Here is a 26,084-nt window from a genome sequence, read left to right on the forward strand (position 1 = left end):
GACTCACGCTACTGGCGTCCGGGCTCCCCGGTGAGCCGGTCCACGACCTCGCGCGCTGCGGCATACACGTCCGTGTCGCCGGAGGCGACGGCACTCGCGACCGCGTCGGTCACCAGGCCTCCCCCGTCACCGAGCCGCCGGCGCAGGGTTGCCAGGGCGATGGCCTCGATCTCGGCCCGGGCACGACGTCGCCTGCGATCGGCGAGCGCCCCTGACGACGTGAGCCAGCCCCGGTGTGCCACAAGCGACTCGACGAGATCGGGTATGCCGTCCCCTCGGCTCGCGACGGTCCTCACCACCGGGGTCCGCCAGTCGACGGAGCGCTCGGGGTTGCCGAGCTGGATCATGTGCCGCAGGTCGCGGACCGTGTCGTCGGCGCCGTCCCGGTCGGCCTTGTTGACGACGAAGACGTCACCGATCTCGAGGATGCCCGCCTTGGCGGCCTGGACCCCGTCGCCCATGCCCGGGGCGACGATGACGACGGTCGTTTCCGCGCGGGCCGCCACCTCGACCTCGGACTGTCCGACCCCGACCGTCTCGAGGAGGACGACGTCGAACCCGGCGGCGTCGAGGACGCGCAGTGCCTGGGGAGTCGCGAAGGACAGACCACCGAGGTGACCTCGCGACGCGACGGAGCGGATGAAGACGCCCGGGTCCGTGGCGTGCTGCTCCATCCGGATGCGGTCACCCAGCAGGGCGCCGCCGGAGAACGGCGACGACGGGTCGACCGCCAGGACGGCGACGCGCTTGTCCTGCGCACGGAAGGCGGCGATGAGGGCCGCGGTCGTGGTCGACTTGCCGACCCCGGGTGACCCGGTGAGGCCGATGACGTGGGTGTTGCCGCCGTGGGGAGCCAGGGCGGCCATCACCTCGGGCAGGGCAGCGTGCCCGTCCTCGACGAGCGAGATGAGCCGGGCCACCGCACGCGAACGCCCCTCTCTCGCTCCAGCGACGAGAGAGGGGACGTCGACGGTGCGGCGTGCCTGCGCGATGGCGGTCGGCTCGGTCGAGGTCGGCGGGTCAGCCGGTCACTGCTGCGACGGAACGGTGAGGATGAGGGCGTCGCCCTGCCCACCGCCACCGCAGAGCGCGGCCGCACCGGTGCCGCCACCGCGACGCTTGAGCTCGAGCGCGAGGTGGAGTGCGATGCGCGCACCCGACATGCCCACGGGGTGGCCGAGGGCGATGGCGCCGCCGTTGACGTTGACCTTGTCCTCGTCGATGCCCAGCTCCTTGGTCGAGGCGAGCCCGACGGCAGCGAAGGCCTCGTTGATCTCGACGAGGTCGAGGTCGGCCGCGGTGATGCCCTGACGCTCGCACGCCTTGACGATGGCGCGGGCCGGCTGGCTCTGCAGCGTGGAGTCCGGCCCTGCGACGACGCCATGGGCACCGATCTCGGCGAGCCACGTGAGGCCCAGCTCCTGTGCCTTGGACCTCTTCATAACGACGACGGCGCACGCACCGTCGGAGATCTGCGACGCGGACCCGGCCGTGATGGTGCCGTCCTTGGAGAAGGCCGGGCGCAGGCGAGCAAGCGACTCGGGCGTGGTGTCGGGGCGGATCCCCTCGTCGTCACGGAAGTCGAGTGCGTCGCCCTTGCGCTGCGGGATGGAGACGGTGACGACCTCGTCGTCGAAGAGGCCGTCCTTCCACGCCTTGGCCGCGAGCTGGTGGCTGCGGGCGGCGAAGGCGTCCTGCTCCTCGCGGCTGAACTCGACCTCGTCGGTGTTGGCCGCCTCAGTGAGCAGCCCCATCGCCTGGTCGGTGAAGACGTCCCAGAGGCCGTCCTGGGCCATGTGGTCCTTGAGGATCACGTCGCCGTACTTGAAGCCGTCGCGGCTCTTGGGCAGCAGGTGTGGGGCGTTGGTCATCGACTCCTGGCCACCGGCGACCACGACCTCGAACTCGCCGGCACGGATGAGCTGGTCCGCGAGCGCGATGGCGTCGATGCCCGACAGGCAGACCTTGTTGATGGTGAGCGCCGGGATGTTCATCGGGATGCCCGCCTTGACCGCGGCCTGGCGCGCCGGGATCTGGCCCTCGCCGGCGGTGAGGACCTGGCCCATGATCACGTAGTCGACGTCCTCGGGGCTGACGCCCGACTTCTCCAGGGCGCCCTTGATGGCGAACCCGCCGAGGTCGGAGCCGCTGAAGCCCTTGAGGCTGCCGCTCATGCGGCCCATCGGGGTCCTCGCCCCCGCGACGAGAACTGTGGGGTCGGTGTTCTGGGTCGGGGCGGTGCTCACTGCGGTCCTCCAACGTCGGGGTCGGGCTGGGCGCCCAAGGGGCTCCCCCCGATGCTAGCCACTCGCTCGTCCGGAGCCGAACGGCGTTGTGACGGACGTCCCGTAGGTGTCGATCACCACACCCGGAAAACCTGTATGCCGCTGGCTCACCTCCCTAGGCTTCGGTCCCATGAGCCAGTCCCCGCCGGAGCCTTCTCCCCTGTCCTCGCTGTTCACGGCGATCGACCACGTCGGAGTCGCCGTCGCCGATCTCGACCTCGCGATCGCCTTCTATCGCGACACCTACGGGATGACGCTCGCGCACGAGGAGGTCAACGAGGAGCAGGGGGTCCGCGAGGCGATGATGGCGGTCGGCGACTCCGGCTCGCACATCCAGCTGCTCGCTCCCCTGTCCCCCGAGTCGACCATCGCGAAGTTCCTCGACCGGTCCGGGCCCGGCGTCCAGCAGGTGGCCTACCGCGTGACCGACATCGAGGGGGTAAGCGCGACCCTGCGCGACCGCGGACTGCGCCTGCTCTATGAGGAGCCGAAGCGCGGCACGTCGAACTCACGGGTGAACTTCATCCACCCCAAGGACGCGGGCGGCATCCTCGTCGAGCTCGTCGAGCCCGCCTCCCCACACTGACTGACCCTTGCCGCAGCACCCCAGGTGATCGCCGCTGCGAGACCCTCCCGCCTCACCGACTCGCCCATCGACCAAGGAGCACCACCTCTCATGGACCAGATCCGCGACGCCATCCTCAGCGGTGACCGCACCGAGGAGACCTACGCGAACCTCTCCATCCCTGCGACCTACCGGGCCGCGACCGTCCACAAGGACGAGGTGGACATGTTCCAGGGACTGACCGCCAGGGAGAAGGACCCGCGCAAGTCCCTCCACATCGACGACGTCCCGGTCCCCGAGCTCGCCCCGGGAGAGGCCCTCGTCGCCGTCATGGCCAGCGCCATCAACTACAACACCGTGTGGACCTCGATCTTCGAGCCGGTCTCGACCTTCGGCTTCCTCGAGCGCTACGGCCGCACGTCCGAGTACGCGAAGCGCCACGACCTGCCCTACCACGTCGTCGGCTCCGACCTCGCCGGCGTCGTGCTGCGCACCGGGCCCGGCGTCGGCAAGTGGAAGGTCGGGACCGAGGTCGTCGCGCACTGCCTCTCCGTCGAGCTCGAGGACGCGGACGGGCACAACGACACGATGCTCGACCCGCAGCAGCGCATCTGGGGCTTCGAGACCAACTTCGGCGGCCTGGCCGAGCTGGCGATCGTCAAGACCAACCAGCTCATGCCCAAGCCCACCCACCTCAGCTGGGAGGAGGCGGCCTCACCCGGACTGGTGAACAGCACGGCATACCGGCAGCTCATCTCCAAGAACGGTGCCGCCCTCAAGCTCGGTGACCGGGTGCTCATCTGGGGTGCCTCGGGTGGGCTCGGGTCCTACGCGACGCAGATGGCGCTGGCTGCGGGTGCGACTCCGGTCTGCGTGGTGTCCTCCCCCGAGAAGGCCGAGATCTGCCGGGCGATGGGCGCCGAGCTGATCATCGACCGGAGCGCCGAGGGCTACCGGTTCTGGAACGACGAGAACACCGCTCAGGACTCCAAGGAGTGGCAGCGACTCGGCAAGAAGATCCGTGAGCTCACGGGCGGGCACGACGTCGACATCGTCTTCGAGCACCCTGGCCGCGAGACCTTCGGCGCCAGCGTCTATGTGGCGCGCAAGGGCGGCACGATCATCACCTGCGCGTCGACCTCGGGCTTCATGCACGAGTACGACAACCGCTACCTCTGGATGAACCTCAAGCGGATCCTCTCCTCGCACTTCGCCAACTACCGCGAGGCGTGGGAGGCCAACGAGCTCATCAACCGCGGCCTCATCCACCCGACGCTGAGCAAGACCTACCCCCTCGAGGAGGTCGGACAGGCCGCGCTCGACGTCCACCAGAACGCGCACCAGGGCAAGGTCGGCGTCCTCACCCTCGCCCCGGAGGCCGGCCTCGGCATCTCCGACCCCGTGAAGCGCGCGCGCTACGAGGCCGAGATCAACCGCTTCCGCGACGCCTGACCGCCCGCGCCCAACGACCTACTGGTGGCGCTGGCGCGGGATGAGGACCTCGTCGACGAGGAGCAGGAGCGCGGCGGCCACCGGGATGGCGAGCAGCGCACCGAGCACTCCGAGCAGGGTGCCTCCGGCGAGGGCGGCGACCACCGTGAGGGCTCCGGGCACCGAGACCGTGCGCTGCATGATCTTGGGCGCGATGACGTAGTTCTCGATCTGCTGGTAAACGAGGTAGTAGATCGCGGCGAAGAGCGCGACCCTGGGCTCGTCGAAGAACGCCACGAGGCAGACGACGGCAGCGCCCAGGGTCGCGCCGACCATCGGGATGAGACCTAGGAAGCCGACCACCACGGCCAGCACCGCGGCATACGGGATCCCGAGGAGCAGCATCATCACGTAGCTGAGGATGGCGTTGATCGTGGCGATGGCCACCTGTCCGACGGCGTAGGACCCGGTACGCCGCATGATCTCCTCACTCAGCTGCGCGAAGCGGTTGCGGCGGCTGGCGGGCACCATCGAGTACGCGATCTTCTTCATCCTGGGCAGGGACGCCAGGAAGTAGAGCGTGAGGATGAGGATGGTGAAGGTCTGGAAGACGCCGTTGAGGACGGCTCGACCGGCCCCGAGCACGCCGCCGAGGAGCGAGCTGATGAAGGTCTCGTCGGTGAGGCGCTTGTTGAACTCCTCGTTGATCTTGTCGACCACGTCGTAGTTCTTGTCGAGCTCCTGGACCCAGGAGGTTCCGAGGATCCGGTCGAGATAGGTCGGTGCCTGTTGGACGAGCTCGCTGCCCTGGGTCACCACAGGGGGGAAGACGAGCAGACCGAGCAGGACGAAGACGACGATGAGGCCCACGAAGACGATCGCCACCGAGAGCGAGCGCTTGAGACCGCGCCGGCCCAGCCACTCGACCATCGGGTTGAGGGCGAGGGTGAGGAAGAGCGCGACGACGAGGATCGTGAGAGTCGTGGCCAGCCGCCCGAGCGAGTGCCACAGACCGATGGCGATCAGGGCTCCGAGGGCTCCGACGAAGCCGAGGTAGAACGGCGAGTGCCGGTTCATGGGACGGCCCATCTCACCGAACTGGGTCGTCCCGGCCGTGTCAGGCGAGCGGCGTCCGGCGGCCTGGTCCGCACCCTCTGCCCCCGGGATGCTCTCGGCGCCGGACTCCGGCCCTGCCTCGGGGGGGTCCGCCTCTGCGCCGAGGACGTCGTTCATGAGGCTGCGCTCGAGGTGCTCGTCCTCGTAGCGGATGCGGTTGCTCTCCCGCAGTGCGGCACGCTGACGCTGGCGATAGTCGCGCCAGCTGCGCACCGAGTTCCTGCCCCAGCTCACGTTCACGTCGATCTCCTCGTCGGAAGGCTTCGCGGGCATCATCGCAGGTCAGCGGAACGCGCCTCGCGGTTGTCGTCTTTCGCGCGCCGACCAGCACGGCGTGTGCCAGTGTCGACGGTCGCCGACACCACCGACACCCTCCTCGGGCCAGGCGACCACATGGGGCGTTCCGGGCACGATGTCCTGCTCGCATCCGGGGCAGAGGTAGGCCCGCTCCGAGGACTCCCCGGTGAGGCGACGCACGGTCCAGCGCTGGCCGGCATACGTCTCCGTGGTCGTCGCCCCACGGCCGAGGCGCCCCATCGCGAGGGGCACGTCCTCGGGTCGTCGGCGGTTGGCACGGGGCATGGGTCAAGACTCGCAGAGTCGCTGTCACCGGGGGCTGGGAGGGTGCAGCCATGACTGACACGTGGGACATGGTGCGAGCGGAGCGGCTGGCGCTGGTCGAGGACCTTTCGGGCCTCGAGGCGAGCCAATGGGACGAGCAGTCACTGTGCGGCGACTGGACCGTGCGCGAGGTGGCGGCCCATCTCGTCAACAACGCGCTCACGACGCGACTGGGCATCGTCGTCGCCATGTCGAGGGCACGGTTCGACTTCGACCGGCAGAACGCGACGGGCGTGGCCCGCGCCCTGGGCGACTCCCCGGCCGACACCCTTGCGAACCTGCGGGCCGTCGTCGACCGCCGCACAGGGCCGCCGGCCCGCCTGGACAGCCGGCTGGTCGAGGAGGTCGTCCACGGCGAGGACATCCGGCGTCCGCTGGGGATCACTCGGGCTTATGCCAAGGAGGGCGTCGAACGGGCCCTGCGCTACCAGGCGAGGACATCGGTCGGCATGGGCGGCGGCAAGTAGCGCATTGCCCGGGTGCGCCTACGAGCCACGGACAGCGACGTCGTCATCGGTGACGGCCCCGAGGTGAGCGGACCGGCCCTGTCGTTGCTGCTCGCCGTGTCCGGCCGTGACGCCGCACTGGCCGACCTCGACGGTCCGGGGCTGCCCGCCCTCACCTGATACCGGCCGACTCAGGCCCGCACCCGCGCGCTGGTGGGGTCGTAGAGCGGGCGCAGGGACACCACGGCCGGGACCAGCGTGCCCGCGACGTCGACCTCCCAGGTCCCCTCGTCGAGCCAGGCCTTGGTCACGGGTCCGTCGGCTGCGACCGAGCCGATGCCCACTGCGCCACCGAGCGTCCACCCGTAGGACGCTGACCGCACGTCACCCACCGGCACCCCGTCACGCAACAGCACCTCGGCGCCGAACATCAACGGCTCCGGGTCGGTGAGCAGCACCTGGACGAGCCGGTCGTGGCGAGGTTGCTCGCGCTCGGTCTGCACGGCGTCGCGCCCGATGAAGTCGTGCCCCGGGTCGACGGCGAAGCCGAGACCGGCCATGCCCACGGTGTCGGTGTTGTCGATGTCGTGGCCGTAGTCGCGGTAGGCCTTCTCGAGACGGAGCGAACCGAGCGCTCGCAGACCCACAGGCAGAAGCCCGTATGCCGTGCCCTCCGTGCGCAGGGCCGTCCAGACCGCTGCGGTCCGGTCGCGTGGAACGTACAGCTCGTAGCCGAGCTCGCCGACGTAGGTGATGCGCACGCACAGGACCTCCACCCCGGCGACCATGATGCTGCGAGCCGTCCGGAACGGGAAGGCGTCGTCCGAGAGGTCAACGTCGGTGAGCCTGGTGAGGAGCTCTCGCGACGCCGGGCCCTGGACGTTGAGCTGGCCGGTCGCCTCGGTGACGTCCTCGATCGTGACGTCCCAGTCGCCGACCTGCCGGCGCAGCCACGCCAGGGTGTGGCCATGAGCCGTGTCGGAGGCGACGACGAGGAAGTCGTTCTCGCCGCGCTTGGTCACGGTGAGGTCGGCCTCGATGCCGCCGTCGGGTCCGAGCCACTGGGTGTAGGTGATCCGGTCCACGTCGCCGTCGACGTGGCCGGCGCTGACCCGCTGCAGGATGGCGCCGGCGTCGCGCCCGGTCACCTCGAACGTCGCCATGAAGGACATGTCGATGAGGCCCACGGCCTCGCGCACGGCCCGGTGCTCGGCCTCCCACCTGTCGAACCACGGCTGCCGGCCCCACGAGGGGGTGACGCGCGCGCTCTGTCCGTCACCGGCATACCAGTCCGCGCTCTCCCAGCCCGAGACGTCCTTGAGCTTCGCGCCGGCGGCGACCATCTCGTCGTGGACAGGTGAGACGAAGGTGCCGCGTCCGGTGAGGAGCTCGACGCCGGGCGTGTGTGCGGCGTAGGTCTTGCCGAGCACCTCCATGACCCGGTCGCGGCGGTAGTCGCGGTGGAGCTGGTGCGGCCGGAAGCGGGCCACGTCGATCGCGGTGACATCGACGTCCGGACGCCCCTGTGCGATCCAGTGGGCAACGACCCGACCCAGACCCCCACTGCTGAGGATGCCGACCGAGTTGAGGCCCGCCGCGACGAAGTAGCCCTGGAGGTCGGGCGCCTCACCGACGGCAGGAAGCCGGTCGGGGGTGAAGGACTCGGGCCCGCAGAAGAAGGTGCGGACGCCGACGTCCAGGGTCACCGGCACGCGCGACATGGCGGTCTCGAGGGTCGGGGCCATGCGCTCCCAGTCGGCCGGCAGGGTGCCGAAGGAGAAGTCGTCGGGAATGCCGTCGAGCTTCCACGCGGCGGCGACCGGCTCGAAGAGGCCGACCATCATGCCGCCGCCCTCCTCGCGGTAGTAGCCGTGGCGAGCCGGGTCCTCGAAGACCGGCCCGTCGGGGTCGAGCCCGGGGATCGTGTCGGTGATGAGGTAGTAGTGCTCGGCCGCCTGGTTGGGGATGACGACGCCGTGCCGCTCCCCCAGCTGGCGCGCCCACATGCCGGTGCAGTTGACGACGATCTCGCACTCGATGTCCCCGGCATCGGTGCGCAGTCCGGTGATGCGCGGCAGCGCGCCGTCGACACGGGTGATGACGTCGCCCGCAGTCACGCCCTCGACGATGCGGACGCCGAGGTTCTTGGCGCCGCGGGCGAGCGACATGGTGAGGTCGACCGGGTTGACCCGACCGTCGCCGGGGACGTGGAAGCCCGCCGTGAGGCCGTCCATGTCAGCGAGCGGGAAGAGATCGGCCATCTCGCGCGGGCCGATCTCGTCGACCTCGAGCCCGAGCCGGCGCTGGAAGGCCGCGACCCGCCGGTACTCCTCGAGCCGGTCGGTCTCACCCACCGCCTCGATGACACCCACCGGTCGGAAGCCCGTCGACAGCCCGGTCTCGGCCTCGAGCCGCGCGAAGAGGTCACGCGAGTAGAGGCGTATGCCGGTGAGCGTCTCGCTCGTGGACCCGAAGCAGGTCATCAGCCCGGCCGCGTGCCACGTCGTGCCACTCGTCAGGCGGTCGCGCTCGACGAGCACCACGTCGGTGACGCCCTCGTGGGCGAGGTGGTAGGCGATCGAGGTCCCGATGACCCCGCCGCCGATGATGACGACCCGGGCACGGGCGGGAAGGTTCGGGGCAGGGCTCACACGCGGAGGCTACCCACCCGTGGTGGCAATGGCATGCTGATCGATGGACGGTCGAGATCGGATGAGACGCAGGCAAGTCGATCCGAGCCCCCGCGCGTCACCCGATCTCGATCCGCGTCGATCAGCTGAGGTCAAGGGATTCGAGGTCCAGGCCCAGTCTGCCGGCGAGTCTTCGGAGGAAGGTCCGGCGTCGCGTCGCCTGGTGGACGTCCTTGGCCCAGAACTCGACCATGCGCCACCCGTCGTCCTCGGCCAGGTCGCGACGGGCGACATCCACGCTGCGTTGACGACGTCCCCCGTGGTGCGCTCCTTGGTACTCGCCGATGACCTTCTGGTCTCGCCAGACGAAGTCGCCCTCGAGCAGACGGCCACCGGGACCGGTCAAGGTGGCGTTCAGCTCCGGCTCGGGGAACCCTCGCCGCACGAACAGGAGCCTCGATCGTGTCTCCATCGGGGAGCGCGACCCGACGCGCGCCAACCCCAGCGCCAGCCGGAGGCGCTTGGCGCCGCGAGGACGCACCCGCCGATCCAGGGCTCGGTGGAGCACATCGTGCCGGTCGAGCCGCGGGGCACCGTCACCCCGCTCCATGTCGAACCGGGCGACCGCCTCCCACTCCTCCTCGCCGGGTCGCACCTCGATCTGCTCGGCCAGCCGCATGAGCACGGCATCGGCCAGCACGACGAGGTCGTCCGCGCTCAAGGCCTGCGGTCGGCGGACCTCAGCGAGGTCCACCAAGGTGTCGGCGATGCTCGTCAGGTCGAGACCCCGCACGGTGCGGCAGTGACGGCGTTCCAAGCCCCTGTGCCCGCGGCATTCGTGGCGCTCGATCACGGCCCTACCCGAGTTGCGCATCACGTCGAAGCCGGGGGCGGCCTCAGCCCACGAGGGAAGCGGAAGACCCCAGAGGCGCGCGGCAGTGAGGTGGCTGAACGCGACGTCGTCGGGCAGGGCAAGCGCGAAGGCACGGCACTGACCCTCGAACTCGGCGATCTCCGCGGTCGCCTTGACACCACGAGTGACTCTGATCAGGTCCGGGTTGCGCCACTGCGTGGGAGTGAGGCCGATGGACCGGGCGTCGTCCAGGGTGAACGGTGAGGGCGGGAGGAGTGGATCGGCGGCAGACATGTCAGCACTGTCGCCGAGATCCTGGATCCGGTCGCAGAGTCATCCACAGGCGCGGACGAGATCGGGGGACACGCAGGCACGTCGCCCTGATCCCGCGCGTGTCACCCGATCTCGACGAATGGGTTCACGACGGGCGCCCCTCCCGCGCCGAGCCCCGTCAGGCGTAGGTGCGGAAACCGCGTCCCGTCTTGCGGCCGAGGTAGCCCGCCGTCACGAGGTGCTCGAGCAACGGCGCCGGCGCATAGCCCGGCTCGCGGAACTCGATGTAGAGCTCGCGCTCGATCGCCAGGGACACGTCGAGCCCGACGACGTCGAGGAGCTCGAACGGCCCCATCGGCAGGCCACAGCCGGTCTTCATCGCGGTGTCGATGTCGTCGACGCTGGCGTAGTTGGCCGACAGCATCTTGATCGCGTCGTTGAGGTAAGGGAAGAGCAGGGCGTTGACGATGAAGCCCGACCGGTCCCCACAGGTCACCGGGTGCTTGCCGATCTCGCGACACAGCTCCTGGACGGTCGCGACGACGTCGTCGGCCGTCGAGACGGTGTGGACGACCTCGACGAGCTTCATGACCTGCGCGGGGTTGAAGAAGTGCATGCCGACGACGTCCTGCGGGCGCGAGGTCACGCGGGCGCAGTCGATGATCGGCAGCGACGAGGTCGTCGTCGCGAGGATGGCGCCGGGCTTGCAGATGGCGTCGAGCTCGGTGAAGAGCTCCTGCTTGACCGTGAGGTCCTCGGCGATCGCCTCGACGACGAGGTCGACCGCGGCGAGGTCGGCGCGCTCCGTCGTCGGGTGCAGGAGCGCCAGCAGCGCGTCGGCCTCCTCCTGCGTCGCACGGCCCTTCTCGACCGCCCGCGCCTGGGACCTCTCGATCGCGGTCCGGACACCGGCGAGCTTGTCCTGGCTGCGGGCGACGAAGGTCACGCTCTTGCCCGCCTTGGCGAAGACCTCGATGATGCCGATGGCCATCGTGCCGGAGCCGACGACGCCGACCGACGAGATCTCGCGCAGCTGCACGCCCTCGGCGGTGCCTTCGGGAGGCGTGTGCACGTCGGCGACGACCTCCGGGGAGCCGGCTGCGGCATACGTGTAGAAACCGCGCCCGGTCTTGCGTCCCTTGAGACCCGCGGACACCATCTGCTTGATGATCGGGCTGGGTGCGTGGAGTCGGTCGCGCCCCTGCTTGTACATCGTGTCGAGGATCTCGTATGCCGTGTCGAGACCGATGAGGTCGAGCAGCGCGAGCGGGCCCATCGGGTAGCCGCAGCCGAGCTTCATCGCCGCGTCGATGTCCTCGCGGGTGGCGTAGCGGCTCTCGAACATCGACACCGCGTGGTTGAGGTAACCGAAGAGCAGGGCGTTGGCGATGAAGCCCGCCTTGTCACCGACGATGACCGGCTTCTTGTCGATCCGCTCGGCGAGGGCCTTGACGTCCTCGAAGACGTCGTCGGCGGTGATGACGGTGCGGATGACCTCGACGAACTGCTGGACCGGCGCCGGGTTGAAGAAGTGCATGCCGACGACGCGCTTGGGCGTGCTCGTCGACGCGGCGATCTCGGTGACGGGCAGCGACGAGGTGTTCGTCGCGAGGATGGCGTCCGGGGAGACGATCGCGTCGAGCTTGGCGAAGATCTCCTTCTTGAGGTCGAGGTGCTCGGGCACGGCCTCGACGACGAGCTGGCAGTCCACGAGCGACTCGAAGTCGGTGGCGTAGGTGACGTGGCCGTGGAGGGTGTCATGGGCGGCCTGGTCGATCTTGCCGCGGTCGAGCGCGCGCCCGGTCGACTTCGCGAGGAAGGAGCGCCCCCGCTCGACCGCCTCCTCGGTGACGTCGACGGCGACGACGTCGATCCCGTTGCGCGCGAACACCTCCACGATTCCGGCACCCATGGTGCCCAGCCCGATGACGCCTACCCTGGTGAACTCGCGTGACATGTCCGCGAGTCTCCCAGAGTGGGTATGCCGTGTCGTCATCGATCCGACGTGAGCCTGCCCACCCCGGCCGGGCGGTGCGGGGTCAGCGCGACGCGGCGAGCGCGACGTCGGAGACGTCTGCAGTGTTCGTGACCTCGCTGGCGTCGAGGGTGTCGTCGGCCTCCGACTCCGAGGCGATCTTCCACGGCTGCACGAGGACCACCAGGACGACGGCACCCAGCCAGATGGCCCCGGTCATCACCACGGCCATGCCGACCGCATCGCCCGTGCTGAGGAGCCCCGTCAGCGGGGTGATGATGCTCGCCATGCCGAACTGGATGGCACCCAGCAGCGCGGCGGCCGAGCCGGCAGCCTCACCGTGACGTGACAGGGCGAGCGCCGGAGTGTTGGGGAAGGACAGTCCCACCGCGAACATGACGAACCAGAGCGGCACGAGCACCAGCACCAGTGGTGCATCGACCATTGCGGCCACGAGCATGGAGCTCGTCGCGACCATGCCCAGGACCACTCCGCCGGTCAGGATGTGCTGCGGCTCCCACCGGCGGAGCAGGAACGGGTTGACCTGGGTCGCCACGATGAGCCCAGCGGCGTTGACCCCGAAGAGGATGCCGAACTGCTGCTCGTCCAGGCCATAGAACTCCTGGAGGACGAAGGACGAGCCGGCGACATAGGCGAAGAGGGCGCTGAACATCAGTCCCGCGAGCAGGACCAGGCCGACGAAGGCACGGTCACGCAACAGACCGGCATACGTGTGCAGGGTGGCGCCCACGCGCGCCGGCCGACGGCGGTGCACCGGCAGGGTCTCGTCCATCCCGCGGAGCGCGACGACGAAGAGCACGACCGCGATGCCGGCCAGCGCCCCGAAGATCCCGCGCCAGCCCGTGAGCTGCAGCAGGAGGCCACCGAGCGACGGAGCGAGAATGGGAGCAACGCCGATGACCAGGGTCAGGTGGCTGAGCAGGCCGGCCGCCCGCCGCCCCGTGAAGAGGTCGCGCACGACCGCCATCGCGGTGACCGCGACCGCTGCACCGGAGATGCCCTGGCCGATGCGCACCGCGGTGAGCACCTCGATCGAGGGCGCGAGCCCGGCCAGCACGGACATCACCGCATGGGCGGCGATGCCGCCGAGCATGACGCGGCGACGGCCGACGGCATCCGAGACCGGGCCCAGCACGAGCTGGCCGAGACCGAGGCCGAGCATGATGCCGGTCAGTGTGAACTGCACCTGCGGCTCGGTGGCGCCGAGGTCCTCCGCGAGCGTCGGCAGCGCGGGCAGGTAGGTGTCGATGGTCAGGGGGCCGAGCGCGACCAGGGCACCCAGGACGAGCACCATGCGCAGGTAGGCGCGCCCGACGGGGGTGGTGGCAGCCGGCGCTGAGGTGCCACCGAGCGGCTCGGCGAGGATCTCGGAGGAATGGGGGACGGGGCGGGCGCGCACTGCTGACTCCTGGAACGTGGGTGGTCGATCATGGTCGCGGCGCGCACCGGTGAGCCCGCATCACCAGTGTCCAAGACATCGCCGGGCAGGTGCATTCCCATTTCGTGTGCCGGGTTCGCGGCTGTGGTGGTTCGCGCCCGCACGTGTCCCGCTGGCGGCGCCGACTAGGGTGGCCCGGTGCGAGTGGTGATTGCGAAGTGCAGCGTCGACTACGACGGTCGGCTGACGGCCCACCTCCCCCTCGCGACCCGGCTGCTCATGGTCAAGGCCGACGGCTCGGTGCTCATCCACTCCGACGGCGGCTCCTACAAGCCGCTCAACTGGATGTCACCGCCCTGCGCCATGGCCGAGGTCGAGCCGGACGAGAGCGAGGTGGCGGACGGTGTCACCGCCGTGTGGGTCGTGCAGCACGCCAAGTCCGAGGACCGGCTGCGGGTGCGGCTCCACGAGGTCCACAGCGACACCAGCCACGACCTCGGGGTCGACCCCGGCCTGGTCAAGGACGGCGTCGAGGCGCACCTCCAGCGCCTGCTCGCCGAGCACATCACCACCCTCGGCGACGGCTACACCCTGACCCGGCGCGAGTTCATGACCCCCATCGGCCCGGTCGACATCCTCTGCAAGGACGCTGCCGGAGCGACCGTGGCCGTCGAGATCAAGCGCCGGGGTGACATCGACGGGGTCGAGCAGCTCACCCGCTACCTCGAGCTCATGAACCGCGACACGCACCTCGCCCCGGTGACCGGGGTCTTCGCCGCACAACAGATCAAGCCGCAGGCACGCACGCTCGCCGAGGACCGCGGCATACGCTGCGTCGTCCTGGACTACGACGACCTCAAGGGCATCGACAACAGCGAGCACCGCCTCTTCTGACCTGCGCCCGCGTCAGACGACCGAACGGTCGGCCCTGCCCGGCCAGGAGTGCACCGTGACGCCATCGGAGTCGAGGCTGATCTCGGCCACGGCGCAGTTGGGCAGGAAGCGTTGTGCCGCAAGGTCATCGCGCACGTTGTGCCCCATCCGCGGCAGGCAGAACGACATGACGCCGCCGTGCGTGAAGACGAGCACGGTCTCGCCACGGTGCTGGTCCGAGATCTCCTCGAGCGCCGCCCGGTAGCGGTCGAGGACGGCCCGCCCGCTCTCCCCTCCTGGGATGAACGTCCCGAGGTGACCGGCCTTCCAGGCCTCGAAGACGCCGTTCAGCTCCGCGTCGTCGTGCTCCCGCCCCGCGAGCGCGCCGACCGAGAACTCCTCGAGGCCGTCGATCGCGGTCGCCCGCACGCCGAGGATCTCTGCAGCGACGACTCCCGACTCGACAGCGCGCTGCAACCGGCTCGTCCAGACGGCCGCCACGTTGCGCGACCGCAGCGACTCGGCGAGATCGCGGACCTGCGCCTTCCCCTTGTCCGTGAGCCAGCCCCCGTCGTCCGAGAGCACCTTGGCGTGCGGGTAGTCGGCGTCACCATGACGCGACACGAGCAGGGTTGCGGGGCACTGCAGATCACTCACACCTCCACCCTCCCACGTGGTCCGGACACCTTTGCCGGTATGCCGTCCGCCCCGAATCCGTTCGACAGTGCCCGTCATGGCTGGTTGGCTGTCGAGGTGACCGACGAGCTGACCTTCGCCACCCTCGACCTCGACGACGAGAGCCCCGACCGCACCGCCCGGGTGAACGGCTGGCTCGACGCCATCCTGCGCGGCTTTCACCAGAGCCAGCCCAACGAGGGCTTCCGTGAGGAGTGGCTGGCGGCCGCCCGCGCCGACAGGGCGGTCATCCGGGGCGCATGGGCGACGCCGGTCGCCGGGCTCTCCAACGAGGTGCCGGTGGCGACGTTCGGCCACCTCGTCAAGACGATGAACGCGGGAGCCGAGACCATGCCTGCGTGGATGATCACCGACGTCACCGTGGCTCCGACGCATCGGCGGCGTGGTCTCATGCGCCGTCTCATGACGGAAAACCTCGAGGCCGCCGTCGCCGCGGACGTCCCCGCCGCCGTGCTCACCGCCTCCGAGGGTGCGATCTATCAGCGGTTCGGCTTCGGTCCGGCGACTCGCGAGTCGCGCGTGCGCGTCGAGACCTCGTCCCGGTTCCGCCTGCGCGAGCGGGCGGACGACGGCGGGCAGGTGGCCATCGTCCCTTCCGGCGAGGCATGGCCCTTCGTCGAGAAGGTGTTCGCCCGCCACCACGAGCTCACGCGCGGCAGCGTGGGCCGCCCCGGCTACTACGAGTCCTGGGTCAAGGGCTACGACTGGGAGGAGATGAGCGAGGACCGCAAGCAGCGCATCGCGGTGCGGCTCGACGCCGACGGCGCTCCGGACGGTTTCGTGGTCTACGCCATGAAGCGACCCGGCGATGTGACCGAGGTCGCGGTCCGCGACCTGGTCTCGGCCACTCCGGCAGCACACCTCGCGCTCTGGCAGTTCCTCGCCGACATCGACCTCGCCGAGGTGGTCACCGCCGCTGCACCGGTCGTCGACCACCTGACCCATGCCCTCGTCAACCACCGCGTCCGACGGGTCACGGCGATCCAGGACCACCTGTGGGTCCGCATCCTCGACCTCGTCGTATCCCTGGAGGCGCGACCGTGGTTCTCCGACGACTCCCTCGTCCTCCGGGTCGAGGACTCGCTGGGCCACGCCGACGGCACGGTCCGGATCGACGCCACCGGTGGGCGCGCGACGATCGCCTCGACCTCCGACGAACCCGACGTCACCCTCGACGTCGAGACTCTGGGCACGCTCTACCTCGGCGACGTGTCCGTGGACCCACTGGCCCAGGCCGGCCGGATCAGCGGCAGCGACGAGGCCCTGCGCCGGTTCGCCGCCCTCGCCGACGGGAGCCCCTCACCCCACTGCAGCACCCACTTCTGACCCGAGGGCTCCCCGACGGCCACGTCTGCACTGAGCTCACCCCATCGGACGGGTGGGGACAGACACGCCGTGGCGTCAGCCGGTGGGTGCCTCGGCCTGGAGGCGGGAGTCGCGGATGACGTCGACGAAGCGACCCATGATGTCGTTGAGGCCGAAGTCCTTGGGCGTGAACACCTCGGCGACGCCGAGCGCCTTCAGCCTGGCCGCGTCGGACTCCGGGATGATGCCGCCGACGATGACCGGGATGTCACCGGACCCCGCCTCACGCAGTCCCTCGAGGATGTCGGGGACGAGCTCCATGTGCGAGCCCGACAGGATCGAGATGCCCACGAGGTGGACGTCCTCCGAGACGGCAGCGGCGACGATCTGCTCGGGCGTGAGCCGGATGCCCTGGTAGACGACCTCGAACCCGGCATCGCGAGCACGCACGGCAATCTGCTCGGCACCGTTGGAGTGCCCGTCGAGCCCGGGCTTGCCCACGAGGACGCGCAGGGTCTCGCCGAGCTCGTCGCGCAGCCCTGCCACCCGCTGGCGCACGGCCGACAGCTCGACGCCCGCAGCACCCCCGGTCAGCCCGACCGAGCCGGTGACACCGGTCGGCGCACGGAACTCGCCGAACACCTCACGCAGGGCCTGGGCCCACTCCCCCGTCGTCACCTCGGCACGGGCGCACTCGATGGACGCCTCCATGAGGTTCTCGTCCGTCTGCGCGGCTGCCTTGAGTCGCGCCAGCGACGCAGCCGCTCGTTCGCGCTTGGCAGGGTCCGCATCGCGCGCCTCTCGCCACTCCCGCACGGCGGCCGCCGCGGCCGCCTCGACCCCGGCATCGACGGTCTGGATGGCGGTGTCGAGATCAGCCGTCAGGGGGTTCGGCTCGGTCGTCTCGAACTTGTTGACGCCGACGATGACGTCCTCGCCGGCCTCGATCCGCTGGCGCCGCAGCGCGTGCGAGGCGACGAGGGCGGACTTCATGTAGCCGCTCTCGACGGCAGCCACGGCTCCACCGAGCTCGGCGACGCGGTCGATCTCGGCCCTGGCTCCGGCGACGAGCTCGGCCACCTTGGCCTCGACGACGCCCGACCCCTCGAAGAGGTCGTCGTACTCGAGGAGGTCGGACTCGTAGGCCAGGACCTGCTGCATCCGCAGCGACCACTGCTGGTCCCACGGCCGGGGCAGGCCGAGCGCCTCGTTCCAGGCGGGCAGCTGCACGGCGCGGGCGCGCGCGCCCTTGGACAGCGTGACGGCGAGCATCTCGAGGACGATGCGCTGCACGTTGTTCTCGGGCTGGGCCTCGGTGAGGCCGAGCGAGTTGACCTGGACGCCGTAGCGGAAGCGGCGCTGCTTGGCGTCGGTGACGCCGTAGCGGTCACGGGTCAGCTCGTCCCAGAGCTCGACGAAGGCGCGCATCTTGCACATCTCCTCGACGAACCGGACACCGGCGTTGACGAAGAACGAGATGCGGGCGACGACCTCGCCGAAGCGCTCCGGCGGCACCTGCCCCGCGTCCCGCACCGCATCGAGCACGGCGATCGCCGTCGACATCGCGTAGGCGATCTCCTGCACCGGCGTCGCGCCCGCCTCCTGCAGGTGGTAGCTGCAGATGTTGATCGGGTTCCACCTGGGGATGTCGGAGACCGTGTAGGACACCATGTCGGTGATGAGCCGCAGCGATGGCGCGGGCGCGAAGACGTAGGTCCCGCGCGACAGGTACTCCTTGATGATGTCGTTCTGCGTCGTGCCACCCAGCGCCCTGACCAGCTCGGCCGGGTCCGCGCCCGCCGCCGCGGCCTGCTCCTCGGCCGCCACCTGGTACATCGCGAGCAGCCACATCGCGGTCGCGTTGATCGTCATGGACGTGTTCATCTGAGCCAGGGGGATCTGGTCGAAGAGGGCGCGCATGTCGCCGATGTGCGAGATCGGGACGCCGACCTTGCCGACCTCACCGCGGGCGAGCACGTGGTCCGGGTCGTAGCCGGTCTGGGTCGGCAGGTCGAAGGCCACGGACAGCCCGGTCTGGCCCTTCTCGAGGTTGCGGCGGTAGAGCGCGTTGCTCGCAGCGGCGCTGGAGTGGCCGGCATACGTGCGCATGACCCACGGTCGGTCACGGTCGGGGCGCGCGGGGGAAGCAGCGGGAACCGCGTCGGCAGAGGGGTGTTCGGGCATGGTGCAACGCTACGCGCGGCCCACGAGCCGAGACAGGGTCTCAGGTCGTGAGAGTCCTCACGCCGCAGCGGCCGCCGAGGGGCGGCGGGGCGGTGCAAGTCGCTCGATGAGCCACTCGAGCGGCCCGCTCCCGACGAACCGTGCCCAGCCCCAGGCCACGACGAGCGCCACCACGAGCAGCAAACCGAAGGGCAGCCAGCCGCCCTCGGCGAAGCCCGGGATCAGGGGAACGAGCAGGACCACGTGGAACACATAGAGCGACAGCGCCACCTGGCCGACGAGCGCCAGGGGGCGAAGCACGGCATACACCGATGGTCGTCGTTCTCCCGCGAGCTCGGTCGCCATGACGAGCCCGTATGCCGCGAGCGCCAGTCCGTTCTCCTGCACCTGGTCGGGGTGGTCACCGGAGAAGACCACCGGGTGCCCCAACAGCTCTGCGGCAAAGCTCGCCCAGAGCAGGGCCAGCCCGCCCATGACGCACCACCACGACGCGCGCTCGTCAGTCAGGCCGCGCCGAGCCAGGACCGCGCCGACGAGGAAGAGCGGGAGGAGCGTGAGCACGCGGTAGTGCGTGTTGGTCACGAGCCACTGCACGAGGGGGTTGGCCGCCCAGCCCGCAGTGGTCGCCGCGCCGCCGGCGACCCCGCCGGCTGCACGCGTCACTGCCTCGATGACCCAGGGCCCGACCACGAACAGGACGGCCGCGATCCCCACCAACCATCGCGAACCCAGGACGAGCAGGGGCGTCCCGACGATGAGCAGGAGTCCGAGGACGTGGAGGATCACGGCCACCCAGTGGTCCAGCTGCTCGAGCCCGACCCCCAACAGGATCAACGCCACTCCTTTGACCACCGCGCGCGTGATGCCCCGAGAAGCGACTCCGCGCCCGAAGGCGAGCCCTGCGGCCACCCCCATCACGAGGACGAAGAGCGGTGAGGCCAGGTCGTTGACCTGTTGCAGCACGAAAGCGCCGGACTCGGACACGCGACCGCTGACAAACGGGACACCGTGGGCGATCACCATGGCCACCACGGCGAGGCCGCGCGCGGCATCCAGGCCGAGGACACGCCGTGGGACGGACGAGGTGTCACCCACCGGCTCTCCCACACGATCTGTCACGCGGTTCGACACACGGACAGGATGGCAGAGGTCAGCCGACAGCGGTGGTGAGGTCCGCCGAACCGGTGCCGATGAGGTGGTTCAGCCGGGCGCGACGCAGCAGGCGACGCGTGCGGTCGTCGGCCTCGACGATGCGGAAGGCCCGCGAACCCCGGCGCGCTCGACGCAGGCACTCGACGATGAGGCCGAAACCGGTGGCGTCGCCGATCTCGCACTCGGCGAGATCCAGGAGGAGGTCGTCGTGGCCGTCGTCGACGATGCGATGGAGCACTATCCGCAGGTCCGGCACGGTGTGGAAGTCGAGGCGTCCGCGCAGCGAGACATGGTGTCCAGACGGGTCGCGACGCTCGCTCAGGGTCACGATCGTGTGTCCACGCTGATCCACGGTCGCCTTCTTCATCCGGATCCCATTGAACGCGACGGTTCCCACGGGCTGAGCATGCGCCGGGTAAAGACTGGGCAAAGGCGTCTGGCAGGCTCGGCTCATGGTCAATCTCACCCGCATCTACACCCGTACCGGCGACGACGGCACGACCGGGCTTGGGGACTTCAGCCGCACGCGCAAGACCGACCCGCGGCTCGCGGCCTACGCCGACGTCAACGAGGCCAACGCCGTCATCGGAGTCGTCCTCGCCACCGGCGAGCTGACCGAGGACGTGCGAGCCATCCTCACCCGGGTGCAGAACGACCTCTTCGACGTCGGCGCCGACCTGTGCACTCCCCTGCTCGAGAACCCGGAGTATCCGCCCCTGCGGGTCCAGTCGGAGTGGATCGACGAGCTCGAGGCGGACTGCGACACCCAGAACGCCAAGCTCGACAAGCTCCGGTCGTTCATCCTCCCCGGTGGCACGGTCGGCGCGGCGCACCTGCACCAGGCGACGACCGTGGTCCGGCGGGCCGAGCGCTCGACCTGGGCCGCCATCGAGGCCCACGGCACGGAGGTGGGCACCGCCAAGGGTGAGGGCGGCGTGAACCCGACGACCGCGGCATACCTCAACCGCTTGTCGGACCTGCTCTTCATCCTCGCCCGGGTCGCCAACCTCGGTGTCGGCGGCGACGTCCTGTGGCAGCCCGGTGGCGGTCGGGCGGAGGCACCGTCCCAAGGTGCCTCGGCCCTGCAGGCGGACGATGCGACGACCGACGACGACTGAGCCCCGCCTGCTCAGGCGACGTTGACGTTGAAACCGGGCGGGGAGCTCTCGAGCCAGGCACGCAGGGACGTGTATGCCGCTGGGCTGAGGGCGAGCTCGTAGTCGTCCGACCGCGACCTTCCGGCCACGCACACCGCGTCCGACGGAAGCCCCGGAACCGACTCGGCGAGCCGATGGGGTGCTCCGAGGTCGAGGTCGTGACGGACCCAGGAGTGACCGGGACGCAAGGAGGGACCGACGACCGAGAACCAGTCGAGTCGATCCCCCGCGATGCGCGCCAGGCCCAGACGCCAACGGCGGTCACCGGTGCTGACCGCACAGAGCATGAGCGGCTTGCCGCCGGAGATGTAGCGACGGCGGAGCAGGACGTAGCCGACGCCGGCCACGAGCAGGGCGACCGTCACCGCGAGCACCAGCTCGACGGCGACGATCGGCGTCATGGCGCGACCTGCCCCTGCGTCAGTTCGTCAGACCCGAGGCGTCGACGGCCTCGGCGAGGATGGTCACGCGATCGTGGTCGACGGACAGGAAGCCACCGTCGATCGTGGCGGTGCGCACACCGCCCTCGCCGTGGATCTTGATCTCGCCCTCGACGAGGACGCCGAGGATGGGGGTGTGGCCGGGCATGATGCCCAGCTCGCCCTCGATGGAGCGGGCGCTCACCTGGCTCGCCTCGCCCTCCCAGACCTTGCGGTCCGCGGCGACGAGTTCAACCTGCAGCTGGCTCACGTGTTCCTCCGGGAAGTGGTGTGGAAGTGAAGTCTACCGGCGCTGCCTGAGAGCCCCGGGGCCGTACGGCGCAGGGCCGACACCGCTCGCGGCATCGGCCCTGCGACCAACGGAACGACTCAGAGGTTCTTCTGGATCTCTGCGGCCTGGCGCTCGACGTCGTCGAGGCCACCACACATGAAGAAGGCCTGCTCGGGGAAGTGGTCGAAGTCGCCGTCGGCGATCTTCGTGAACGCCTCGATGGTGTCGACGAGCGGCACCGTCGAACCCTCGATGCCGGTGAACTGCTTGGCGACGTAGGTGTTCTGGCCGAGGAAGCGCTGGATGCGACGGGCCCGGTTGACGAGGATCTTGTCCTCCTCGGAGAGCTCGTCGATGCCGAGGATCGCGATGATGTCCTGCAGCTCCTTGTTGCGCTGGAGGATCGACCGGATGCGCACCGCGGTGTCGTAGTGGTCGTCCGCGATGTAGCGCCGGTCGAGGATCCGCGAGGTCGACGTGAGGGGGTCGACGGCCGGGTAGATGCCCAGCGAGGCGATCTCACGGGACAGCTCGGTCGTCGCGTCGAGGTGCGCGAACGTCGTGGCAGGGGCCGGGTCGGTGTAGTCGTCGGCGGGCACGTAGATGGCCTGCATCGAGGTGATCGAGTTGCCTCGGGTCGAGGTGATGCGCTCCTGGAGGACGCCCATCTCGTCGGCGAGGGTCGGCTGGTAGCCCACGGCGGACGGCATACGACCAAGGAGGGTCGACACCTCCGAACCGGCCTGGGTGAAGCGGAAGATGTTGTCGATGAAGAGCAGCACGTCCTGGTTCTGCACGTCGCGGAAGTACTCGGCCATGGTCAGGGCCGAGAGGGCGACGCGCAGTCGCGTGCCCGGCGGCTCGTCCATCTGGCCGAAGACGAGCGCCGTCTGTCCGAGGACGCCGGCCTCCTCCATCTCGACCATGAGGTCGTTGCCCTCACGGGTGCGCTCGCCGACACCGGCGAACACCGAGACACCACCATGGTTGCGCGCGACTCGGGCGATCATCTCCTGGATGAGGACGGTCTTGCCGACCCCGGCGCCACCGAACAGGCCGATCTTGCCACCCTGCACGTAGGGGGTCATCAGGTCGATGATCTTGATGCCGGTCTCGAACATCTCGGTCTTGGACTCGAGCTGGTCGAAGGCCGGAGCCTTGCGGTGGATGCCCCAGCGCTCCTTGACCTCAAAGGTCTCGCCCTCGGCGAGGTTCATGACCTCACCGGTGGTGTTGAAGACCTTGCCGAGGGTCTGGTCGCCGACGGGAACCGTGATGGGACCGCCGGTGTCCTGCACCTGGGTGCCCCGGACGAGACCGTCGGTCGGCTGCAGCGAGATGGCGCGAACCATGTTGTCGCCGATGTGCTGGGCGACCTCGAGGTTGAGGTTCTTCGTCTCACCCGAGAGCTCGACCGTGGTGGTGAGCAGGTTGTACTGCTCGGGCATGGCGTCGGCCGGGAACTCGATGTCGACGACCGGGCCGATGATGCGCGAGACACGGCCGATGCCGCCGGGCGCGGAGTCGCTGGAGTGGTTGTCAGTGCCTGTGACAGTGGCAGTCATGTTCTCTCTCACTTGCTCTCGGCCAGGGCGCTGGCGCCACCGACGATTTCGCTGATCTCTTGGGTGATCTCGGCCTGACGGGCCTGGTTGGCCAGTCGGGTGTACTTCTTGACGAGCTCCTCGGCGTTGTCCGTCGCCGACTTCATCGCACGCTGACGCGCGGCCAGCTCGGAGGCGGCGGCCTGCAGCATGCAGTTGAACAGTCGCGACGTGACGTACTTGGGCAGCAGCGCGTCGAGCACCTCCTCGACGCTCGGCTCGAACTCGTAGAGCGGGAACAGCTCGCCCTCTGCGGGCGGCTCGGTCCCTTCGACGATCTCGAGCGGGAGAAGGCGGATGACCTCGGGCTCCTGCGTCACCATCGACACGAAGCGCGAGTAGACGATGTGGACCTCGTCGACACCACCCTCGGACTCGGTGTCCAGGAGGAAGTCGCCGACGAGCCGCTCACCGATCTCGCGGGCGGTCTCGAAGGTCGGCTTCTCGGAGTTGCCGGTCCACTCGGCCGCGGACTCGCGCCCACGGAACTTGTAGTAGCCGACGGCCTTGCGACCGAGGAGGTAGGGGATGGCTTCCTTGCCCTCTTCACGCAGTCGCGCGATGAGGCGCTCGGACTCCTTGAGCACGGACGAGCTGTAGGCGCCGGCCAGGCCGCGGTCCGAGGTGATGATGACGACCGCAGCGCGGGTCACCTTCTCCTTCTCGGTCGTGAGGACGTGGTCCTCGTTGGAGAAGGTCGCGACGGCCGAGACGGCACGCGTGATCGCTCGCGCGTACGGGGTCGACTCACGCACGGCCTGCTGGGCCTTGACGACGCGAGCCGCGGCCATGAGCTCCATGGCCCGCGTGATCTTCTTCGTCGCGCTGACGGACCGGATGCGCTGCCGGTAAACCCGGATCTGCGCTCCCATAGTTTGCCGCCCTTCCTGGTCTGAAGTCTGTGGTGGTGCTGTGTCTGAGGTGGTGCTGAGCCTGGTGGAACCGAGCCGGTATGCCGTGTGTCGGGATGACCGGGTCACCCGAGCTCCGCCTGGCTTCCGGTGCCGGGTGGTCACCGAGGTGACCACCCGGCATACCGGAGAGCGTCAGCGCTTCTGCTTGACGATCTTCTCCTGCTCGGAGTCGAGGGCGTCGTCGCCGCTCTCGGACTCGTCGCCGATCGGGAGGTTCTCCTTGTTGGAGGGCTCGAAGCCCTTCTTGAAGGAGTCGATCTCGGCCTTGAGCGCCTCTTCGGTCGAGCTCTCGAACTTGCCCGTCTCACGAATCGCGTCGAGCAGGTCCTTCTTGCTGCGGCGGAGGTGACCGAGGAACTCGGACTCGAAGCGGCGGATGTCCTCGACCGCGACGGAGTCGAGCTGACCGGTGGTGCCGGCCCACACGGAGACGACCTGCTCCTCGACCGGGAACGGCGCCGACTGCGCCTGCTTGAGCAGCTCGACGAGACGTGCGCCCTTGGCCAGCTGGGCCTTGGAGGCAGGGTCGAGGTCGGAGGCGAACATCGCAAAGGCCTCGAGGGCACGGAACTGGGCGAGGTCGAGCTTGAGACGACCGGAGACGCCCTTCATGGCCTTGGTCTGCGCGGCGCCACCGACCCGCGACACCGAGACACCCACGTCGACCGCGGGGCGGACGTTGGAGTTGAAGAGGTCGGCCTGCAGGTAGATCTGACCGTCGGTGATGGAGATGACGTTGGTCGGGATGTAGGCCGAGACGTCACCCGCCTTGGTCTCGATGATCGGCAGACCGGTCATGGAGCCCGCACCGAGCTCGTCGCTGAGCTTCGCGCAACGCTCGAGCAGACGGGAGTGCAGGTAGAAGACGTCACCCGGGTAGGCCTCGCGACCCGGCGGGCGACGCAGCAGCAGGGACACCGCGCGGTAGGCCTCGGCCTGCTTGGACAGGTCGTCGAAGACGATGAGGACGTGCTTGCCCTGGTACATCCAGTGCTGGCCGATGGCCGAGCCGGTGTAGGGGGCGAGGTACTTGAAGCCGGCGCTGTCAGAAGCGGGGGCCGCGACGATGGTGGTGTACTCCATCGCCCCGGCGTCCTCGAGGGTGCCGCGGACCGACGCGATGGTCGAGCCCTTCTGGCCGATCCCGACATAGATGCAACGGACCTGCTTGTTCGGGTCGCCCGTCTCCCAGAACTCCTTCTGGTTGATGATCGTGTCGACCGCGACCGTGGTCTTGCCGGTCTGACGGTCACCGATGATGAGCTGGCGCTGGCCACGGCCGATCGGCGTCATGGCGTCGACGGCCTTGAGGCCGGTCTGCAGAGGCTCGTGGACCGACTTGCGCTGGACGACGTTGGGCGCCTGGAGCTCGAGCGCACGGCGCTCGTCACTCTGGATGTCGCCCAGGCCGTCGATCGGGTTGCCCAGCGGGTCGACGACGCGACCGAGGAAGCTGTCGCCGACGGGAACGGAGAGGACCTCTCCGGTGCGCTTGACCTCCTGGCCCTCCTCGATCTTGGAGAAGTCACCAAGGATGACCACACCGATCTGGTGGACGTCGAGGTTGAGCGCGAGGCCCAGCGTGCCGTCCTCGAACTCGAGGAGCTCGTTGGTCATGGCCGAGGGCAGGCCCTCGACGTGGGCGATGCCGTCACCGGCGTCAGTGACGCGGCCGACCTCTTCACGCGAAGCCGCGCCGGGCTCGTAGGACTGGACGTAGGTGTCCAGTGCGTCCCGGATCTCCTCCGGACGGATCGAGAGCTCCGTCATGTGATCTCTTCTCCCTTTGGTGTAACAGCTGCCGGCTCCGATTGAGCCGAAGTGTGTGGGGTGTGGTGCTTCTTCAGATGTGGTCGAGGCGAAAGGCTCGGTATGCCGTCCGGTCCTTGCAAGG

At 69.4% G+C, this 26,084-nt stretch carries 24 protein-coding genes; 7 read left to right on the plus strand and 17 right to left on the minus strand.

Annotated elements, in window-relative coordinates:
• Positions 1–8: 8 nt before the first annotated feature.
• The gene (gene meaB / locus ACFQW8_RS02455) at positions 9–992 is read right to left on the minus strand and encodes a methylmalonyl Co-A mutase-associated GTPase MeaB (protein WP_380088568.1); all 984 of its coding nucleotides are present in this window, start codon (positions 990–992) and stop codon (positions 9–11) included.
• Between the two features lie 36 nt (positions 993–1,028).
• Positions 1,029–2,246 carry an acetyl-CoA C-acetyltransferase gene (locus ACFQW8_RS02460; protein WP_380085394.1) on the minus strand — a complete coding sequence of 406 codons (1,218 nt, stop codon included), beginning with the start codon at positions 2,244–2,246 and terminating at the stop codon, positions 1,029–1,031.
• Between the two features lie 169 nt (positions 2,247–2,415).
• On the opposite strand from ACFQW8_RS02460, the gene mce reads away from it, so the two are divergent.
• The gene (gene mce, locus ACFQW8_RS02465; protein ID WP_380085395.1) at positions 2,416–2,871 is read left to right on the plus strand and encodes a methylmalonyl-CoA epimerase; all 456 of its coding nucleotides are present in this window, start codon (positions 2,416–2,418) and stop codon (positions 2,869–2,871) included.
• Positions 2,872–2,961: 90 nt separating this feature from the next.
• A complete protein-coding gene (gene ccrA / locus ACFQW8_RS02470) occupies positions 2,962–4,302 on the plus strand; it encodes a crotonyl-CoA carboxylase/reductase (RefSeq protein WP_380085396.1) in 1,341 nt (446 codons plus the stop codon).
• Between the two features lie 18 nt (positions 4,303–4,320).
• Here the strand turns inward: ccrA and ACFQW8_RS02475 are convergent, their stop codons facing one another.
• Entirely contained in the window at positions 4,321–5,670 is a 1,350-nt protein-coding gene (locus ACFQW8_RS02475) for an AI-2E family transporter (RefSeq protein WP_380085397.1), read from the minus strand.
• 9 nt (positions 5,671–5,679) lie between these two features.
• The gene (locus ACFQW8_RS02480; protein ID WP_380085398.1) at positions 5,680–5,979 is read right to left on the minus strand and encodes a hypothetical protein; all 300 of its coding nucleotides are present in this window, start codon (positions 5,977–5,979) and stop codon (positions 5,680–5,682) included.
• A gap of 50 nt (positions 5,980–6,029) precedes the next feature.
• On the opposite strand from ACFQW8_RS02480, the gene ACFQW8_RS02485 reads away from it, so the two are divergent.
• Together ACFQW8_RS02485 and ACFQW8_RS02490 are read left to right on the plus strand one after the other, a co-directional pair.
• Entirely contained in the window at positions 6,030–6,485 is a 456-nt protein-coding gene (locus ACFQW8_RS02485) for a maleylpyruvate isomerase family mycothiol-dependent enzyme (RefSeq protein ID WP_380085399.1), read from the plus strand.
• A 12-nt stretch (positions 6,486–6,497) separates the two neighbouring features.
• Positions 6,498–6,644, plus strand: coding sequence for a hypothetical protein (locus tag ACFQW8_RS02490; RefSeq protein WP_380085400.1), 147 nt, complete (start codon positions 6,498–6,500; stop codon positions 6,642–6,644).
• Between the two features lie 11 nt (positions 6,645–6,655).
• Here ACFQW8_RS02490 and ACFQW8_RS02495 read toward each other — a convergent pair whose 3' ends face one another.
• The 4 genes from ACFQW8_RS02495 to ACFQW8_RS02510 form a co-directional block, all read right to left on the minus strand.
• Positions 6,656–9,115, minus strand: a complete 2,460-nt coding sequence (locus ACFQW8_RS02495; RefSeq protein ID WP_380085401.1) for a GcvT family protein — start codon at positions 9,113–9,115, stop codon at positions 6,656–6,658.
• Between the two features lie 121 nt (positions 9,116–9,236).
• The gene (locus ACFQW8_RS02500) at positions 9,237–10,241 is read right to left on the minus strand and encodes a hypothetical protein (protein WP_380085402.1); all 1,005 of its coding nucleotides are present in this window, start codon (positions 10,239–10,241) and stop codon (positions 9,237–9,239) included.
• Between the two features lie 157 nt (positions 10,242–10,398).
• Positions 10,399–12,177 carry a 3-hydroxyacyl-CoA dehydrogenase family protein gene (locus tag ACFQW8_RS02505; RefSeq protein ID WP_380085403.1) on the minus strand — a complete coding sequence of 593 codons (1,779 nt, stop codon included), beginning with the start codon at positions 12,175–12,177 and terminating at the stop codon, positions 10,399–10,401.
• 82 nt (positions 12,178–12,259) lie between these two features.
• Positions 12,260–13,615, minus strand: a complete 1,356-nt coding sequence (locus ACFQW8_RS02510) for a multidrug effflux MFS transporter (protein WP_380085404.1) — start codon at positions 13,613–13,615, stop codon at positions 12,260–12,262.
• Positions 13,616–13,792: 177 nt separating this feature from the next.
• Between ACFQW8_RS02510 and nucS the strand changes: the two genes are divergently transcribed.
• A complete protein-coding gene (gene nucS / locus ACFQW8_RS02515) occupies positions 13,793–14,488 on the plus strand; it encodes an endonuclease NucS (protein WP_380085405.1) in 696 nt (231 codons plus the stop codon).
• A 12-nt stretch (positions 14,489–14,500) separates the two neighbouring features.
• Here the strand turns inward: nucS and ACFQW8_RS02520 are convergent, their stop codons facing one another.
• Complete coding sequence (locus tag ACFQW8_RS02520) at positions 14,501–15,124, minus strand: histidine phosphatase family protein (protein ID WP_380085406.1); 624 nt, start codon at positions 15,122–15,124, stop codon at positions 14,501–14,503.
• Positions 15,125–15,163: 39 nt separating this feature from the next.
• Between ACFQW8_RS02520 and ACFQW8_RS02525 the strand changes: the two genes are divergently transcribed.
• Positions 15,164–16,489: a GNAT family N-acetyltransferase gene (locus ACFQW8_RS02525; RefSeq protein ID WP_380085407.1), complete on the plus strand. Its 1,326-nt coding sequence runs from the start codon at positions 15,164–15,166 to the stop codon at positions 16,487–16,489.
• A gap of 75 nt (positions 16,490–16,564) precedes the next feature.
• On the opposite strand, the gene ACFQW8_RS02530 is transcribed toward ACFQW8_RS02525, so the two are convergent.
• The 3 genes from ACFQW8_RS02530 to ACFQW8_RS02540 all read right to left on the minus strand — a co-directional run bounded on the left by ACFQW8_RS02530 (position 16,565) and on the right by ACFQW8_RS02540 (position 20,201).
• A complete protein-coding gene (locus ACFQW8_RS02530) occupies positions 16,565–18,577 on the minus strand; it encodes a protein meaA (RefSeq protein WP_380088570.1) in 2,013 nt (670 codons plus the stop codon).
• Between the two features lie 132 nt (positions 18,578–18,709).
• A complete protein-coding gene (locus ACFQW8_RS02535; RefSeq protein ID WP_380085408.1) occupies positions 18,710–19,747 on the minus strand; it encodes an acyltransferase family protein in 1,038 nt (345 codons plus the stop codon).
• A gap of 55 nt (positions 19,748–19,802) precedes the next feature.
• The gene (locus ACFQW8_RS02540) at positions 19,803–20,201 is read right to left on the minus strand and encodes an STAS domain-containing protein (protein WP_380085409.1); all 399 of its coding nucleotides are present in this window, start codon (positions 20,199–20,201) and stop codon (positions 19,803–19,805) included.
• 55 nt (positions 20,202–20,256) lie between these two features.
• On the opposite strand from ACFQW8_RS02540, the gene ACFQW8_RS02545 reads away from it, so the two are divergent.
• Entirely contained in the window at positions 20,257–20,922 is a 666-nt protein-coding gene (locus ACFQW8_RS02545) for a cob(I)yrinic acid a,c-diamide adenosyltransferase (RefSeq protein WP_380085410.1), read from the plus strand.
• An 11-nt stretch (positions 20,923–20,933) separates the two neighbouring features.
• Here the strand turns inward: ACFQW8_RS02545 and ACFQW8_RS02550 are convergent, their stop codons facing one another.
• From ACFQW8_RS02550 to atpA, 5 genes are all read right to left on the minus strand, one after another.
• Positions 20,934–21,362 (minus strand): DUF2550 family protein, encoded by a 429-nt coding sequence (locus ACFQW8_RS02550; protein ID WP_380085411.1) that lies wholly within the window; start codon positions 21,360–21,362, stop codon positions 20,934–20,936.
• 19 nt (positions 21,363–21,381) lie between these two features.
• The gene (locus tag ACFQW8_RS02555) at positions 21,382–21,651 is read right to left on the minus strand and encodes a F0F1 ATP synthase subunit epsilon (protein WP_380085412.1); all 270 of its coding nucleotides are present in this window, start codon (positions 21,649–21,651) and stop codon (positions 21,382–21,384) included.
• Positions 21,652–21,770: 119 nt separating this feature from the next.
• Positions 21,771–23,237 carry a F0F1 ATP synthase subunit beta gene (gene atpD / locus ACFQW8_RS02560; RefSeq protein WP_380085413.1) on the minus strand — a complete coding sequence of 489 codons (1,467 nt, stop codon included), beginning with the start codon at positions 23,235–23,237 and terminating at the stop codon, positions 21,771–21,773.
• 8 nt (positions 23,238–23,245) lie between these two features.
• Positions 23,246–24,148 carry a F0F1 ATP synthase subunit gamma gene (locus ACFQW8_RS02565; protein WP_380085414.1) on the minus strand — a complete coding sequence of 301 codons (903 nt, stop codon included), beginning with the start codon at positions 24,146–24,148 and terminating at the stop codon, positions 23,246–23,248.
• 174 nt (positions 24,149–24,322) lie between these two features.
• Positions 24,323–25,960 carry a F0F1 ATP synthase subunit alpha gene (gene atpA / locus ACFQW8_RS02570; RefSeq protein WP_380085415.1) on the minus strand — a complete coding sequence of 546 codons (1,638 nt, stop codon included), beginning with the start codon at positions 25,958–25,960 and terminating at the stop codon, positions 24,323–24,325.
• Between the last annotated feature and the right edge of the window lie 124 nt (positions 25,961–26,084).

The sequence above is a fragment of the Knoellia altitudinis genome, from assembly GCF_042666355.1.
GTDB lineage: Bacteria > Actinomycetota > Actinomycetes > Actinomycetales > Dermatophilaceae > Knoellia > Knoellia altitudinis.

Coding starts and splice junctions, on each gene's coding strand:
- mce (WP_380085395.1), top strand. CDS start 2,416: ATGAGCCAGTCCCCGCCGGAGCCTTCTCCCCTGTCCTCGCTGTTCACG.
- ccrA (WP_380085396.1), top strand. CDS start 2,962: ATGGACCAGATCCGCGACGCCATCCTCAGCGGTGACCGCACCGAGGAG.
- ACFQW8_RS02475 (WP_380085397.1), bottom strand. CDS start 5,670: ATGCCCGCGAAGCCTTCCGACGAGGAGATCGACGTGAACGTGAGCTGG.
- ACFQW8_RS02480 (WP_380085398.1), bottom strand. CDS start 5,979: ATGCCCCGTGCCAACCGCCGACGACCCGAGGACGTGCCCCTCGCGATG.
- ACFQW8_RS02485 (WP_380085399.1), top strand. CDS start 6,030: ATGACTGACACGTGGGACATGGTGCGAGCGGAGCGGCTGGCGCTGGTC.
- ACFQW8_RS02500 (WP_380085402.1), bottom strand. CDS start 10,241: ATGTCTGCCGCCGATCCACTCCTCCCGCCCTCACCGTTCACCCTGGAC.
- ACFQW8_RS02505 (WP_380085403.1), bottom strand. CDS start 12,177: ATGTCACGCGAGTTCACCAGGGTAGGCGTCATCGGGCTGGGCACCATG.
- ACFQW8_RS02525 (WP_380085407.1), top strand. CDS start 15,164: ATGCCGTCCGCCCCGAATCCGTTCGACAGTGCCCGTCATGGCTGGTTG.
- ACFQW8_RS02530 (WP_380088570.1), bottom strand. CDS start 18,577: ATGCGCACGTATGCCGGCCACTCCAGCGCCGCTGCGAGCAACGCGCTC.
- ACFQW8_RS02545 (WP_380085410.1), top strand. CDS start 20,257: ATGGTCAATCTCACCCGCATCTACACCCGTACCGGCGACGACGGCACG.
- ACFQW8_RS02550 (WP_380085411.1), bottom strand. CDS start 21,362: ATGACGCCGATCGTCGCCGTCGAGCTGGTGCTCGCGGTGACGGTCGCC.
- atpD (WP_380085413.1), bottom strand. CDS start 23,237: ATGACTGCCACTGTCACAGGCACTGACAACCACTCCAGCGACTCCGCG.
- ACFQW8_RS02565 (WP_380085414.1), bottom strand. CDS start 24,148: ATGGGAGCGCAGATCCGGGTTTACCGGCAGCGCATCCGGTCCGTCAGC.
- atpA (WP_380085415.1), bottom strand. CDS start 25,960: ATGACGGAGCTCTCGATCCGTCCGGAGGAGATCCGGGACGCACTGGAC.